Below are 14,164 nucleotides of genomic sequence, written 5' to 3' on the forward strand. Positions count from 1 at the left end.
AGATTTCTGCTGGCCTCCAAAGATCAAAGGTCAAGGCTGACTTCCCATGGAGGGCGACACTCGTCATCTCCGCCCTGTTTGGAACCTCCAACGCGCCCTGGCGCCGTCCCATATCATGACGCCGCATCACTGAAGGTCCTTTTCGCGTTTCATGATCGTCTGTTCCTGCAATGTCCTCAGCGACCACGATGTTCGCCACGCCGTGAACACGGCCGACGACGCGCTGCTCAATGCCAAGCAGATCTATGACTGCCTCGGTTGCAGCGCCGAATGCGGCCGCTGCGCCCGCACCATCAAGACGATCATCGACGAGGCGTACAGGGAGTGTGCACTAGCCTGTCAGGCCGGCTGCCCACATCGCCGGATCATGGATGACGCGCAGGATGACCTCAAATTCGCACCCACAGCGCCCTGACTTCCCCGGATTTGTTGGATAGGTGCCGCTCGGTTTCGTGCCCGCTCGCGCCTTAAGCCGATAAACTGCACGACGAATCCCACGATCGTCCTGCGAGCTTTCGATGCTCCCGGGTGCAGGGACGTTGTCGACGACGCGTTGGCATGAGGGCAGAGCGGCGAAGCTTCACGCGTCGCGGCCGCGACTGCCGACCGGCATGCAGTCTGCGTTGGAGTCGAGCTGTCGCGGCTTGTGCCGGGCTACGTGTCGACCGAGGTGGACGGAAACCTGTCCTTCAACGTCGCAGCATCGGTCGCGAGGCCCACCAGATCATCGACGCCTGCAAACAGAGAGGCGTCGGGCCCGAGCGCCTGCCCATCAAACTCGCGTCGACCTGGGAAGGAGGGGGACCGATTGCGCTCCCCCGCACGAGCGGGGAAGCGCGGTTATGTGGCCAGGAGATCATTCATTGGTGAAGCCTACGACCGGGCAATTCACCAGATTCCCCGTCGTCTTCACCGACCCTCCCGCAGGGCTCACCAGTAAACCTGACGCACTTTTGGCTTCGAGATCGTCGCCGTCAGTGATCAGTTTCCGTTGATCCTTCGAGATAGCCTCCTTGGTCCACACGGCCAGTCGCACGTCCCACATCGGAGAATATCCGGCGCTGATCTCTGTGAAGTGCGCGAGGACGTCGAGCGAGGGCCCCTCTCCGTTGATGGCGCTGTCGAGCCCCTGGCGGTTTGGATCTTTGGCACCCATGATGCCATTCACAATCGTATAGATCACCTCAGTCGCGCCGCTTTGAAGAATGTCGCTCTCCGCCGGCGCAAAGGTAGACGACTCGAGGGTCGCCGCCTCGTCTGAGTTTGCGTCAAAACTAAGATAACGCAGGTGTTTGCCGTTCGCGAAGCCAAACCGAAGTTTCAAGTCAACGGTGCCCTTATCAGGACAGATGCTCGCCACGGAGTCCGTCACGACAGAGTAATCAGGACTGCCGCTGCAGAACGCGATTTTCTCGGGCCCGACATCGAACGCGATGACCGGAGCATTAAAGACAATGTCCTTATCGTTCGTCACCCGAACCAATGGGCTGTAGTGCGCATCCCCGACAGACCCGGCTCGGGCCGTTCTAGGAGGAAAAAAATTGGGCGCCTCGCCGCCCACTAACGTCTGGGACGGTGAGAAATCGATCCGGCCCGATTTGAACGTGAAGTTACCCGAGTCGTCCATTTCGGCAACCCGTGTGCTCGTCAGGTCCTTGGCCTTAGCGAGACTCGGCGCCCATGTGAGCCCCATCTTTTTCGAGATCGCAAAATCACTTACGTCGGTAAGCACGAACCACACCGTTTCTCCCGAAGAAAGACGCCCACGATGGAGCGGCAGCGTCACCACCTCCCGTACGAGGTCAACCTGGCCCGACGTAAGGAATTGCTTCGTGATCTTTTTGTCGGCAGCGGGAGTGGCCGCCAGACTCCCTTGAGGCGTCGAAAACGACACAAGAAAGATCATCATCGATCCACAAACGCTGCCGAACTTTTTGCTGGGCTTCATGACCCTACCTTTTGTCTGCATCTGGCTCTGTTTTACCCACGCAACATTCAAGCTGGGGTCACCTAATGGTCCGTCATTTCTTCAGACCGGGATAGCCTTGCACATAGATCCAATCGGTCGCCTGGGCAGGGATGTGGCAGCCTAGGCAATCTGAGCGAAAGTTTGTTGAGGTCGTTTTCGCCGGGTCACTCGCGTCGAACCAAGACCAACCCCAACCATTGCCCCACAGCTTATTATCGGGGTGGCTGTTCTTACTGTCCTTCACCATCATGAACCAGCCTTTGAGAACTCCTTGATGGCTGACTGTCCCAGTCGTCATATCCGAAGTGGCCGTGCCGTAGACTTCCTTCACGAGGATCGAACGTTCGGGGAATTTGCCCGTCGCGCGATACGCCGCCGCAGTTCCTGGCGAAGCGTAGACAACGTGCATCTCCTTAGCACCCTTATCACCCGCGATAGACCAGCTCCCAAGGAATTCGTAGGCGGTCCGGTAGTTCTTCGGGATATGCATGTTGCCCGCCGCATCAACAAGTTGTTCCTGCGCCGGGGCGGGCTGGCTATTTACGGGCTGCGAGACAAGGCACCCCACGGTCATGACGATGAAGGACGCGGACGCCACGGCCGCACTTTCGAAGAATTTCATCACAGCTCTCCCTACTTCTTGATGGTCTGACCGGGCGGCACCGGCACCTGGTCAAGCAACACGTAGAACTGCGTCCATACGTCGTCCCGTTTCGCACTTGCAATGTGGCAGTAGGCGCATTCCTCGATCGGCCGGACTTTGGCGGTGGCCGCCTTGGGCTCATGGTGGTTGAAGTTGTAATAGCCCCAGCCATCGGTAGCCTTATATCTCTGGGTGTCCTTGACGGTCACGTCGGCCCCGTTGAACGGGCCCGGGAAGAATCCTTTCCCCGATGGCTCGGTTCTCGAACCGTCCGGATGAGTAGCAGGCTGCATGAGCTGCAGTTCTTTCACGAAGATTGTTCCTTCAGGAAAGACACCCGTCCTCTTGTAGATCTCGTAAGAACCAGGCTCGATATATACGTTATGAAATTCAGGGAAATTTGCTTGAGGGGGGTTCAAGAAATTGGGCGTTAGTGGCGAACCGACATAGACCCATTCGTGAAAGTTCTTTGGCAGAATAAGATCTCCATCCTTCGTGTATTCAGGAAGATAGCGACCGGTGGCATGCCAATCGTCGGGTGGTGGAAGCTGTGGTTGCTGCGCGAAGACTGCAGTTGCTATCGCGCTAGCGCCAAGGACTGCGGAAAGTGCTAGTACTGTGCGTCTCATGATGTCTCTCCTCTGACCTGCTGTATGTCGCCGAATGAGGCAATGACGGCATTCGTGCGCAGGTGGTCTCATTAACTAGGGTAAGATTAAACGTGGGTGCCCAAGTGCGAAAGCAACGAAGGGGCATGAAATCAATACCCGCCGGGAATGACGTCCTCTCGAACTAACACGCCGCCGTGACTGGCGATTGCCATCGTCAGTTTTCCGGCGGCGTCGTCACGGACAGGCAACACCAATGTCGAAAGCCGTTCCCCGATCGACTCTGCTACGCGCGTCGCATCACCAAAGCGGATTCCGTTCATTCTGAAGCGACGCTGCATGAGCGAAAATAGTCGGCGCATTCATCCGAGCGGAGTTGTGGGATGAACGTCCTAATTGCGCGAGTGAGATCCGCGCACGATTCGCACCGCGACCTCCCCGCAGGAATATCTTGAATTTGCTGTGAGGCGGCCGATCGGATCAAGGTCAGACGAGTATTTCGGAAGATACCGCAGGCTCACCTTTTGCCTTCGCGGCTGATTGCTTCACCGCGCCGCCGCCAGAAGGAGAGGAGCGCGGATTGACCCTCTCAGTCGGCCAACGCCAGCGCCTCGCTATTGCGCGCTCGATCGTGAAGAACGCACCGGGGCTGCTGCTTGATAAGGCGACTTCCGCGCGCGACGCCAAGAGCGAACGACTGGGACGGCAGGCGCTCGATCGTACGGCGGACCAACGCGCCACCATCGTGATTGCTCATCGGCTCGCCACCTTTGAAAAAGGCAGACCGTATAGTCGTCATGGAAAACGGCCGCATCCGTCGAACCGGTTTGCATTCGGACCTCGCGCAAAGCACCGGTCTGTATGCCCGGTTCGCAGCCCTGCAATTCAGCCGCCGTCACGGAGAGGAAGGCAAAGCCGCCTCGCTGATAGCTGCACCGGAACGGGCGTAGGCTTCCCGAAGGGGCCCATATGTGAGCTGCCTCAGGCGCCCGACCATAACCGGGGATCATGCAAATCATAACTGAGACGAGCGCGAAGTGCTCTGCATGATGAGCTATGGTCAAGCTACGGTCAGGAGAGATTGAGATGGTCGATCTGGACGTACTGGCAAGGTGGCAAGCAAGGCATTCGACGCACGGAAGCGTCGGCAACAGACATCTGTGTGTGGATGTTGTGCCGGAGCAAAGAGCGCTGACGTCGTCCAACGGGACGTTCGCTACCGACTATGACAATAGTGCGGCCCAAATGTACGAACGTTATTTCCACGACTCTCTTGAGCGCCTGCGCGCGGAGCAGCGTTATCGAGTCTTCGCCGACATCGAACGCATCTCCGGCCGCTTCCCAGCCGCCAAATGGCGCCGGTCTGACGGAACCGTTACAGAGATCACGGTTTGGTGCTCGAATGACTATCTTGGCATGGGACAGCATCCGGAGGTCGTGAGCGCGCTGACCGCAACGGCACACCGCTGCGGCGCCGGAGCAGGTGGAACGCGCAACATCGCGGGAAATAATTCGCCCTTGGTTGATTTAGAGCGCGAGCTTGCTGATCTGCATGGCAAGGAAGCGAGCCTCGTGTTCACCTCCGGCTACATATCGAACCAGGCCGGCATCTCGACGATCGGTAAGCTGATCCCAGACTGCGTGGTCTTATCTGATGCACTCAACCACAATTCGATTATCGAAGGCGTCCGTCAATCGAGTTGCGAAAAGCGGATTTTCCGCCACAACGATCTCGGTCACCTTGAGGCGTTGCTGCGCGGGGCAGGAGACCGCCCCAAGCTCGTCGTGTTCGAGTCCGTATACTCGATGGATGGCGATGTGGCCCCGATCGGCGCCATCTGCGACCTTGCGGACCGGTATGGTGCGATGACCTACCTCGATGAGGTTCACGCGGTCGGCCTGTACGGCGCTCACGGGGGCGGGATCAGCGAGCGTGATGGCGTGATGCACCGCTTGACCGTGATCGAGGGAACCCTTGCCAAGGGATTCGGCTGCGTTGGCGGTTATATCTCGGCGTCGCGATCGATCTGCGACGCGGTGCGCAGCTTCGCGCCCGGATTCATCTTCACGACGGCACTCCCTCCACCAATTGCTGCCGCAGCACATGCGTCCGTTCGTTACCTGAAGCACTCGTCTGCCGAGCGCCAAGCACACCAGCGGCAAGCCGCTGCAACGAAACGTGCGCTCCGAGCCGCCGGGCTTCCGGTCCTCCCGACCGAAACCCACATCGTGCCTGTGATTGTAGGCGATGCGGAACTGTGCAAGGCGGCAGCCGATCGCCTTCTAGAGCGCCACGCCATCTATATCCAGCCGATCAACTATCCGACCGTTCCTCGTGGGACGGAGCGTCTGCGCATCACGCCGTCGCCATATCACGGGGATACCCACATAGCGGAACTCACAGCTGCGCTCGCTGAGACCTGGGACACCCTCTCTCTTGCCTGAGAGCCGTATGTGGGAGCGCTCCCTTCGCAACCGCCTCCCCCCGGATTATGCATCGAAGGGGCATCGGCTACCCGGCGGGCGCAGACCATGCTGGGAAAGCGTCGCGCGTCCCAGGTTGCGGCCGACGCAGCCAAGTTGGGACAACGGACCCGGTCCTTCTATCACGCGACCAGTTTGCATGGGTCATCGCGTGGCGCATCTTGCTGCCAACGTTCGCAATCGGGCTCGCATTCTTCTAGTGGGCAGCCCCGAAGAACTGAACTTCCTGATTCTCTTGGGCTGTTCTCCCCAACGGCGCCGCCTTTCGCTCGAACACGTTGATCCAGAATCGTTCATTTCGATAGGCCCTCCAATACGGCGTTCGAAAACGATCCGAACGAGACAACGGGCAACCGGAAATGAAAATGGATATCACGCAGCGGTGCCATCTCCTGATCGAGGATCTTTCCGTCGCGCGCGGCGAGCGCGTGGTGTTCGGCGGGGTGTCTTTGCGACTGCGCTCGGGCGAAATCGCCGAAGTGACGGGCCCCAATGGCGTGGGCAAATCCACGCTTTTGCGCGCGATCGCCGGTTTCTTGCCACTCGGATCCGGCCGCATGTCATGGGTGGAGTCCGAAGCCACGGATCCCGCGCCCCTGGCAGAGCGCCTCCACTATGTGGGCCATCTCGACGGGCTGAAATCGGCGTTGACCGCCCGCGAAAACCTCGAGATCGGCCTTGGAATTTTGGGCCGAGGTCGGCTAACCCCGTTAGGGGCGCTGGACCGTCTGGAGTTAGCCCACGTTCTCAATTTGCCTGTCGGTTATCTCTCCGCGGGGCAGCGTCGCCGTGTCGCATTGGCCCGGCTCCTGATTGCCGATCGCCCTCTATGGCTGCTCGACGAGCCGCTCACCGCGCTCGACCGGCACGCACGCGCCTTGCTGAAGGCTATTGTGGCCGACCATCTCGGAAGCGGAGGATTGATGCTCGCCGCGACCCACGAACCACTCGGTCTGCCGGAGACAATCCAAGTCAGGCTCGGAACGAGGTGAGGGTCGTCCCGTTGGAGTGCGGCCTGCACCCCCGTAGCCGTCGAGGTCGGGACAGAAGAGGTCTCGCCCCGCTTCCGGTTTCTCCGGAGCGGTCTCGACGCGATGGCGTCGCCGGACGGAGGCCATGAGCCGTATTCTCCTTGTCGTTTTCCTTCGCGACCTCATGCTGGCGCGCCGCATTGGTGGAGGCGGGGTTCTTGGCCTGGTCTTCTTCCTCAGTCTCGTGACGATCGTACCTTTCGCGATCGGACCCGACCTGCGCTTGCTGTCGCGCATCGGTCCAGCCGTTCTGTGGATAGCAGCGCTCCTCGCGAGTCTATTGGGCCTTGATCGTCTGTTCCAGGCCGATCACGAGGACGGTTCGCTGGACCAGATGTTGCTATCGCCGGCGCCCCTAGAACTCATTGTTCTGGTGAAGTGCGTGGCCCACTGGTTTGTCACGGGTCTGCCGCTCGTTATGCTCTCGCCTTTGTTTGGCCTGATGTTGGATTTGGACGGCCCGGAGCTCGGGGCGATGGCAGCAACGTTGTTGGTTGGTACGCCGGCTCTCACCTTTCTGGGAGCAATTGGTGCAGCCCTTACCGTGACGCTGCGGCGCGGCGGTCTCTTGCTGTCGATCCTGGTCGTGCCACTAACCGTACCGGTGCTGATCTTCGGTGTCTCCGCGGCGCAGAGTGGCACAGTGCCCTTTCTGACGCCCTTTCTGGTCCTCTGCGCGCTCGGACTCGCATCCGTCGCCCTCGCTCCAATCGCCGCAGCCGCAGCACTTCGCGGCGCGGGAGAATGACGAGCGCATGCAGCGGAAAGAGTTTGCTTCGGGGTCGCTGCCGTGAAACGACTCCGTGCGCCTCCGAAGTTAAGTCGGCTTGCCCCTCAGGAAATGCCTATAGCAGAGTATCGGCGTCTAACAGAGCCGCAAGCCGATCCCGCTCGGCTTGGCTCAAGGGCGCGGCCGGCGTGGACTGCAGGCGGCGCAATCTAAATAGGAGAGCGATGCCGCCCACTGCGAGCACCAAAGCCGGCATTCCCCAGAGGAAGGCGGTTTCCAAGTCGAGTGGTGGTTTCAGCAGGATAAAGTTCCCGTAACGATTTACCAGAAAGGCGCGGACCTGCTCGTCACTCTCGCCGAGTTTAAGTCGTTCGCGCACCAGCAGTCGGAGATCCCGCGCGAACTCTGCTTTCGAATCGTCGATCGACTGGTTTTGGCAGACCAAGCAGCGCAGCCCGGCGGAAATAGCGCGCGCGCGTACCTCAAGTTTCGTGTCGGGCAGGACCTCGTCCGGCTGCACCGCCCTTGCCAAGCCGGGCGAGAGGCCTGCGAGTACGATCGAAAGAAGAAAAAGGCGACGAAGCGAAGTCATTCGGCGGGCTGCGGCGCTGCGGGAGTGGCGGCGGGGCGGACACGAGCCGCACGGCGCGCGAAGCCGATTCTGAGGCGTCTATCGGACAACGACACAATCCCTCCGAACGCCATGATGATGGCGCCGATCCAGATGGCTGTCACAAGCGGCTTCCAGAACATGCGCGCATCGATCGAACCATCCGGGTGCTGGTCCCCGAGCGAAATGTAGATCTGGCCAAAACCTCGCGTCACGATGCCAGCCTCGGTGACGGCGGTCTGACGTGCGGGAAAGCTGCGCTTGGCGGGCTCGACGGTGGCCACGGCTGCGCCGCCCCGGCTGATGACCGTATGGGCCAAGACTTCGGAGTAGTTCGGGCCCTGTCGCGATCGAAGATTCTCGATGGTGGCCTGATAGGGGCCGAGATCGATCCCCTGCCCTAGCTTGACGGTCGCGATCCGCTCCACGCCCCAACCAGTCGCCGCCAAGCCCATGAGTGTCACGCCGAGGCCAGCATGAACGATCGCCGCCCCCCAGGCGGAGCGCGGCAGCCCGACCGCGCGGGCTACCATCACCCGAGCGGGCTGCCCACGTGCCCAGATACGCGACGCCACATCGGCGAACGATCCGACGATGAGGTAGACGGCGAGGCCGAGCCCGACCGCGGCGAGGACGGGGCCGCCTCGGATGATAGCAACGAGCACAAGGGCGACTACGAGCCCCCCCAAGGCTGCGACCGTCACCCGTTGCGCCGCACCGAGCAGGTCGCCTCGCTTCCAGGCGAGCGACTGACCGAGTGGCATCAGCAGAACGATCAGCGCTACTAGCGGACCGAGCGTCAAATTGAAAAACGGTGCGCCGACCGAGATCTTGTCCCCGGTCAGAGCCTCAAGCACGAGCGGATAGAGCGTGCCGGTCAGGACCGTAGCGCAGCAGGTGGCGAGCAGCACGTTGTTGACTGCGAGCGAACTCTCGCGTGAAACGGGCGCGAACAGACTACGCTGGCTCAGGGAAGGTGCGCGCCAAGCATAAAGAGAGAGCGAACCGCCAATGAACACGGCCAGGATAACCAGGATGAAGACGCCGCGTGCCGGGTCGCTGGCGAAGGAATGAACGGAGGTCAACACCCCTGAGCGCACCAGGAATGTGCCGAGCAGTGATAGTGAGAATGTAAGTATCGCCAGGAACAGTGTCCAGATCTTGAGGGCTTCGCGTTTCTCCATGACGGCAGCCGAATGCATGAGCGCGGTACCCGCAAGCCAGGGCATGAGCGACGCGTTCTCGACCGGATCCCAGAACCAGAACCCGCCCCAGCCTAGGGTGTAATAGGCCCAGTACGAGCCCATGGCGATGCCAAGCGTTAGAAAGATCCAGGCAATCAGTATCCAAGGCCGAACGTAGCGGGCCCAAGCGGCGTCTAATCGGCCGCTGATCAGCGCTGCCACCGCGAACGAGAACACGATCGAGGAACCGACATAGCCGAGGTAAAGTAGCGGCGGGTGTATCGCGAGGCCCGGATCTTGAAGCAGCGGATTGAGATCCTGGCCCTCAAAGGGCGCCGGAAACCGTCGCACGAAGGGATCGGAGGTGAACAGGATGAAGCAGAGGAAAGCAAGGGAGATCCAGCCTTGGACCGCTAGTGTATGGACGCGCAATTCCTTCGCCATGCCGCGCTCGAGAATCGCCACTGCCGCTCCGAAGGCCGCGAGGATCAGAACCCAAAGCAGCATGGATCCTTCGTGATTGCCCCAGACGCCGGCGATTTTGTATGCAAGTGGTTTGGTGGTGAGCGAGTTCTCGGCGACTGTCACGAGACTGAAGTCGGACACCACATGGGCGTAAGTCAGTGCTGCGAACGCATAGCCCAACAGCAGGAACTGAGTGATTGCGGCCGGGACCGCAATGGAAGTGAGTCCGGAATCACCACTACGGGTCCCCCAGAGCGGCAGAACTGACTGAAGCAGCGCGACGGCGAGAGCCAGGGCGAGTGCGTAATGTCCAGTTTCGACGATCATCCTTTCGGTCCCATCGGCTGTGATTTTTCGTGGAAGAAGGCGCTATTGCGCTCGCGCGGATTTTTCGTTTCGCCAAGTGCCTTGTTGCTTAAGTTTGTCGGCTACGTCCTTGGGCATGTATCGCTCGTCATGTTTGGCGAGCACGGTATCGGCATGAAAGAGGCCCGGTCCCTCCACCGTGCCCTCAGCCACGACGCCCTGTCCTTCACGGAAGAGATCCGGCAGCAATCCAGTGTAGCTGATCTTGATGTCGTGCTTCAGGTCGGTCACCGCGAAGACAACGGTTGACGATCCACCATAGGCAAGTGAGCCACGTTTCACCACGCCGCCGACGCGCAGACGGGTTCCTCGCGGCGGCGCCTTTTCGGTTAATTCGGTCGGCCCGTAGAAGAAGACGATACTATCACGCAACGCAAACAGGATAAGCCCTACCGCGATGGCTAAAATGAAGCCTGCCGCGCTGATGATAGCGAGGCGCCTGTGCTTTCTGGTCAAAGTCTACCCCTTCAAACCAAGCTGCCTAACGAGTTCATCGATGCGCGCCGGCGCTTGCGCATCACCTGCTAACTGGGCACGTGCGCTTGCGACGGCCTCCTCGGCCTCCTGCCGTTCACCCAATACGACGTAAGACGTAATCAGTTGCAGCCATCCCTGAAGGTCATGGCCGTTCTTCGAGAGCTTCTCGGCGAGCCCTCGCACCATCCCGCGGATCGCGTCGCTCCGCTGCTCCGGAGGAAGCGCTGCAATGTCAGCCCGGGCTTGGCCGGCGTGGAAGTCAGGAATGGCGGCAGCGAGGGTGAAGTCCCCACCCGTGCGCCTCGATGCAATCGGCATGTCAGGCTGGCTGGGAGCGCCGACCTTGAGGTACGACGCGAGCGCGACGAGTGGCAGCACTAGGACGATCGCCAAGGCCGCAGCAGCGCGACTCGGCAGCCAGCGCCCCGACTCACGCAGCCGGCTCTCCGAGGGGGAGTCGAGTGACGCGAGTAGCCGGCGTCCGATCTCGGCACGCGTCGCCACGGCATCCTCGGGCGCTACGAGTCCGCGGTGGACGTCATCATTCGCCTCGGCCAGAAGGCCACGATAGAAGGCCACGTCGGAATCGTGAGCGCCAAAGCTCTCGCACCGCTCAGAGCGCGACCGGGCCAGCGCCAGCACGACCGCGGACGTCATCATTGCAAAGACGGCCCAGAGCACGTTTCAAGGCCTCCGTCCGTTTTCGCCGCTGCGCGACGAACCACGTTGTCGGGCATCCGCCACTCTTGAAAATCGGACTGTTTCTGGGTGTGCGCTTCCATGGTCCGATCGGTCACTCCTGAATGATGTAAGTGGATGGAATCCCATGCTGCCGAGGCGAGAGAACACTTTTTTTGAATCTCTCACGCAGGGATGGGGAGCTTGCAAAGCAGTCGTCATGGGCGCTCTGCCTTGGCAATTGCGGCCATCAATGCAGGTCGGCTTGCGTCCGAGATGCCACCAATCAGCTTGTAGGCGATTGTGCCATCGCCCTTGATCACATAGGTCTCGGGGACGCCATAGACGCCGAAATCGATCCCCGTTCGGCCGGACCGGTCAGTGCCAACCTGTGCGAACGGGTTCCCGTTGGCTGCGAGATAGGCTAGCGCGTTTCTGGGATCGTCCTTGTAGACGATGCCAGTAAGCTTCACCCCCTGTCGCTGCAGCGTCCGATCGCTCGCCAACGCCATCAGCGCCCCTTGTTCTTCCTGGCACTCGACACACCATGACGCGAACACGTTCACGATGGTCACGTGCCCCCTCCGCAGATCGGCGCTCGACAAGCCAGGCGGACCGGACGTCGAAAGCCCATCGAGCGGCTCCAGCGCAAACGGCGGTGCTGGCTTGCCGATCAGAGCCGAGCGCACGAGCGATGGGTCTCCGGCGCGGAGCCGCACCAGGAGTAATGCCGCAATTCCGCAGAAGACCAGAAGCGGGATAATCACGCCCAGGCGGGCGAGTGCGCGTCGAGGGGCCGCGGCGCTTGCTGGGAGGTGAATTGAGGCTGGGATTTTGCTCATACGCGTCCCCGCGGATCCGAGTGATCAGGTAGCAGGCGACGCAAGGTACGGAGCTGAACGCGATAGTCGATGAGGACCGCCGCGATCATCCCGGCCAGGATGGTGCCCGTCACCAGAAAAGCCGCCGTGATGAATCCGCCATGCTGCACGATGATCTTCTCAGGACGCCAGTTCGGCACGCAGCATGCGGGCCATCGCGGGTTCGCCCGCAGCCGCCAGCGTGATCGCAAGTCGCCGGACTCGGCGTCGCATGATCTCGTTACGGACCGCCATTACGTGGAGAGTCGCGAACAGAAGCGTGTATGCGAGCGCCATAACGATTAGCGGCCACAACATCGAGCCAGCAATCGCTAAGCCCTCCATCCGGAATACCGAAGCCGGCTGGTGGAGAGTGTTCCACCAATCAACCGAGAACTTCACGATCGGAATGTTGATGAAGCCCACCAAGGTCATGATCGAAACTGCTCGTGCCGCCCTACTCGGGTCCTCGATCGTCCGCCAGAGCGCGATCAGACCGAGATAGATGAGAAACAGAACCAACACGGAGGTGAGCCGGGCGTCCCAGACCCAGTATGTGCCCCACATCGGTCTGCCCCAGAGGGACCCTGTGACGAGGCAGATGAAGGTGAAAGCTGCGCCAAGCGGCGCAGCCGCCTTTTGTGTTGCGTCGGCAAGTGGATGACGCCAAACTAAGGATCCGAGCCCAGACACCGCCATCAACGTGTAGGCAAGCATCGCTGTCCAGGCGGCGGGGACGTGGATGTACATGATGCGCATCGTTTCGCCTTGCTGGTAGTCGGGTGGCGCGGCGAACGTTCCAAATAGACCAAGTGCGAAGGCGAAGGCTGTCGAACCCCAAAGCCAAGGCAGCAACTTTGCGGCGATACGCAGGAAATTGCCAGGATTGCTGTAGGCGGTGAAGCTTACCTTCAAATTTCCGATCTCCTCGAAGCCAATCTGCGGGCCGCGAATTCGCTCGCTTCCGACTGCGGCTCGCTACGAAGGACCGTGCCATTACGGCGTCTGCAAGCCGATGGGTATCGCATCACACCGGAGACGATTTCGCAAATTACCGTCAGTTATCGTTTCGATGCCCAGCAGGCGCCCAGAGATTTGAGATCTCCATCGCGTACGTCTCGCCGCAGTGGCTCGGACTAATCATTCATGCGCCCGGAGCCATCGACTGAAGGACTTCGTCGTGCAGATAGAAATGGTGGAAGAGAGCCGCGGCTGCATGTACGCCGGCAACCCAGAGGATGGCGTTACCGAGGGTGGTGTGTATTTCCATGATCAGCTGCCCCAGTCCATGCGCCTTCGCAATCTGGGGGGCGATGTCGAATCCGGGAAGGGTGACGGGAATCCCCTCGAGCCAGGTACCGAGCACCGCCGTTGCTGGAATCGCGATGAGGAGCGCATAAAGCGCGAACCGGACGAGCGTCGCGGCCGCAGCCATCCATCGCGGCATCGGCTGCTTCGCGGGCGTGTTGTCGATCAGTCGCCATAGCAGCCACAGCACGACGACAATGAAGACGAGCACCCCGAGCGTCTCGTGAATCCTGCGGATCCCGTCCGCGGCGGCGGAATAGAGCGAATCGCGATCGCCCTTGCTTAGCACATAGGCGGCGAGAACCAGCATGACGGTCAGCCAATGGAGGGCTTGGGCGCCGACGCCGTAGCGAGAGGAAGTGCTGCGCAAACCGATTATCTAACTCCGATGGCCCGCCGCAGCGGTTGATGAACGGTGGCGGCGCGTCGCCAGAGACTTGAGCGCTTGGTAAGCTGGCCCGTTCCCCGCCTCGCCCAACTTTACCTTATAACAAACCCACTGCCCGGGGGTCCCCAATCGGTGTCCGAGCGTCCGGCACTCTTCAACCCAGACTGCAAGGGGGCGCCGCTTCTTCGGTTGTGAGCACGACGGTTCGCCGCGGGGTCATACGCCCGGCGATATCGCGGGCCGGGATACCGAACTTGGCCTGCTTCAATCGCGGCCCGCCCCCACTCGCCCCGCCCGCGCAACCTCGATTGGTCCAAGCGCGGCAACGGGAATCTCTGCAAGTGCGGCTGGTAGCATTCCTCG

16 protein-coding genes and 1 pseudogene are annotated in these 14,164 nt (G+C 60.8%); 5 read left to right on the plus strand and 12 right to left on the minus strand.

Annotated features, from left to right (window positions below; all coding sequences use genetic code 11):
• The first annotated feature begins 151 nt into the window (after positions 1-151).
• On the plus strand, positions 152-415 hold the full coding sequence (locus K289_RS0134090; protein ID WP_027555555.1) for a bacterioferritin-associated ferredoxin: 264 nt from the start codon (positions 152-154) through the stop codon (positions 413-415).
• Positions 416-856: 441 nt separating this feature from the next.
• Here K289_RS0134090 and K289_RS0134095 read toward each other — a convergent pair whose 3' ends face one another.
• The 4 genes from K289_RS0134095 to K289_RS0134110 form a co-directional block, all read right to left on the minus strand.
• Complete coding sequence (locus tag K289_RS0134095) at positions 857-1,948, minus strand: hypothetical protein (protein WP_035686848.1); 1,092 nt, start codon at positions 1,946-1,948, stop codon at positions 857-859.
• A gap of 73 nt (positions 1,949-2,021) precedes the next feature.
• Positions 2,022-2,591, minus strand: coding sequence for a cytochrome P460 family protein (locus K289_RS0134100; protein WP_027555557.1), 570 nt, complete (start codon positions 2,589-2,591; stop codon positions 2,022-2,024).
• 11 nt (positions 2,592-2,602) lie between these two features.
• A complete protein-coding gene (locus K289_RS0134105) occupies positions 2,603-3,241 on the minus strand; it encodes a cytochrome P460 family protein (protein ID WP_027555558.1) in 639 nt (212 codons plus the stop codon).
• Positions 3,242-3,372: 131 nt separating this feature from the next.
• Entirely contained in the window at positions 3,373-3,543 is a 171-nt protein-coding gene (locus K289_RS0134110; protein ID WP_156918336.1) for a hypothetical protein, read from the minus strand.
• A 248-nt stretch (positions 3,544-3,791) separates the two neighbouring features.
• Between K289_RS0134110 and K289_RS50940 the strand changes: the two are divergent.
• The 4 genes and pseudogenes from K289_RS50940 to ccmB all read left to right on the plus strand — a co-directional run.
• Positions 3,792-4,170 (plus strand): annotated as a pseudogene (locus K289_RS50940) (ATP-binding cassette domain-containing protein); the annotation flags it as partial.
• A gap of 295 nt (positions 4,171-4,465) precedes the next feature.
• A complete protein-coding gene (gene hemA / locus K289_RS0134120; RefSeq protein WP_027555561.1) occupies positions 4,466-5,665 on the plus strand; it encodes a 5-aminolevulinate synthase in 1,200 nt (399 codons plus the stop codon).
• Positions 5,666-6,069: 404 nt separating this feature from the next.
• A complete protein-coding gene (ccmA, locus tag K289_RS0134125; protein WP_027555562.1) occupies positions 6,070-6,696 on the plus strand; it encodes a heme ABC exporter ATP-binding protein CcmA in 627 nt (208 codons plus the stop codon).
• A gap of 124 nt (positions 6,697-6,820) precedes the next feature.
• Positions 6,821-7,483, plus strand: coding sequence for a heme exporter protein CcmB (gene ccmB, locus K289_RS0134130; protein WP_027555563.1), 663 nt, complete (start codon positions 6,821-6,823; stop codon positions 7,481-7,483).
• 97 nt (positions 7,484-7,580) lie between these two features.
• On the opposite strand, the gene K289_RS0134135 is transcribed toward ccmB, so the two are convergent.
• The 8 genes from K289_RS0134135 to K289_RS0134170 form a co-directional block, all read right to left on the minus strand.
• Entirely contained in the window at positions 7,581-8,057 is a 477-nt protein-coding gene (locus K289_RS0134135) for a cytochrome c-type biogenesis protein (RefSeq protein ID WP_027555564.1), read from the minus strand.
• Positions 8,054-10,051 carry a heme lyase CcmF/NrfE family subunit gene (locus K289_RS0134140; RefSeq protein WP_027555565.1) on the minus strand — a complete coding sequence of 666 codons (1,998 nt, stop codon included), beginning with the start codon at positions 10,049-10,051 and terminating at the stop codon, positions 8,054-8,056. The genes K289_RS0134135 and K289_RS0134140 overlap by 4 nt, the downstream gene beginning before the upstream one ends.
• 42 nt (positions 10,052-10,093) lie before the next feature.
• Complete coding sequence (gene ccmE / locus K289_RS0134145; RefSeq protein ID WP_027555566.1) at positions 10,094-10,546, minus strand: cytochrome c maturation protein CcmE; 453 nt, start codon at positions 10,544-10,546, stop codon at positions 10,094-10,096.
• A gap of 3 nt (positions 10,547-10,549) precedes the next feature.
• A complete protein-coding gene (ccmI, locus tag K289_RS0134150; protein ID WP_027555567.1) occupies positions 10,550-11,248 on the minus strand; it encodes a c-type cytochrome biogenesis protein CcmI in 699 nt (232 codons plus the stop codon).
• Between the two features lie 215 nt (positions 11,249-11,463).
• Positions 11,464-12,087, minus strand: coding sequence for a DsbE family thiol:disulfide interchange protein (locus K289_RS0134155; protein ID WP_027555568.1), 624 nt, complete (start codon positions 12,085-12,087; stop codon positions 11,464-11,466).
• On the minus strand, positions 12,084-12,266 hold the full coding sequence (gene ccmD, locus K289_RS52905) for a heme exporter protein CcmD (protein WP_035686829.1): 183 nt from the start codon (positions 12,264-12,266) through the stop codon (positions 12,084-12,086). The genes K289_RS0134155 and ccmD overlap by 4 nt, the downstream gene beginning before the upstream one ends.
• Positions 12,247-13,020, minus strand: a complete 774-nt coding sequence (locus K289_RS0134165) for a heme ABC transporter permease (protein ID WP_027555569.1) — start codon at positions 13,018-13,020, stop codon at positions 12,247-12,249. The genes ccmD and K289_RS0134165 overlap by 20 nt, the downstream gene beginning before the upstream one ends.
• A 229-nt stretch (positions 13,021-13,249) precedes the next feature.
• Entirely contained in the window at positions 13,250-13,783 is a 534-nt protein-coding gene (locus K289_RS0134170; protein WP_245284073.1) for a cytochrome b, read from the minus strand.
• Between the last annotated feature and the right edge of the window lie 381 nt (positions 13,784-14,164).

Origin of the sequence: Bradyrhizobium sp. Cp5.3 (assembly GCF_000426265.1) — a bacterium.
Taxonomy (GTDB): Bacteria; Pseudomonadota; Alphaproteobacteria; order Rhizobiales; family Xanthobacteraceae; genus Bradyrhizobium; species Bradyrhizobium neotropicale.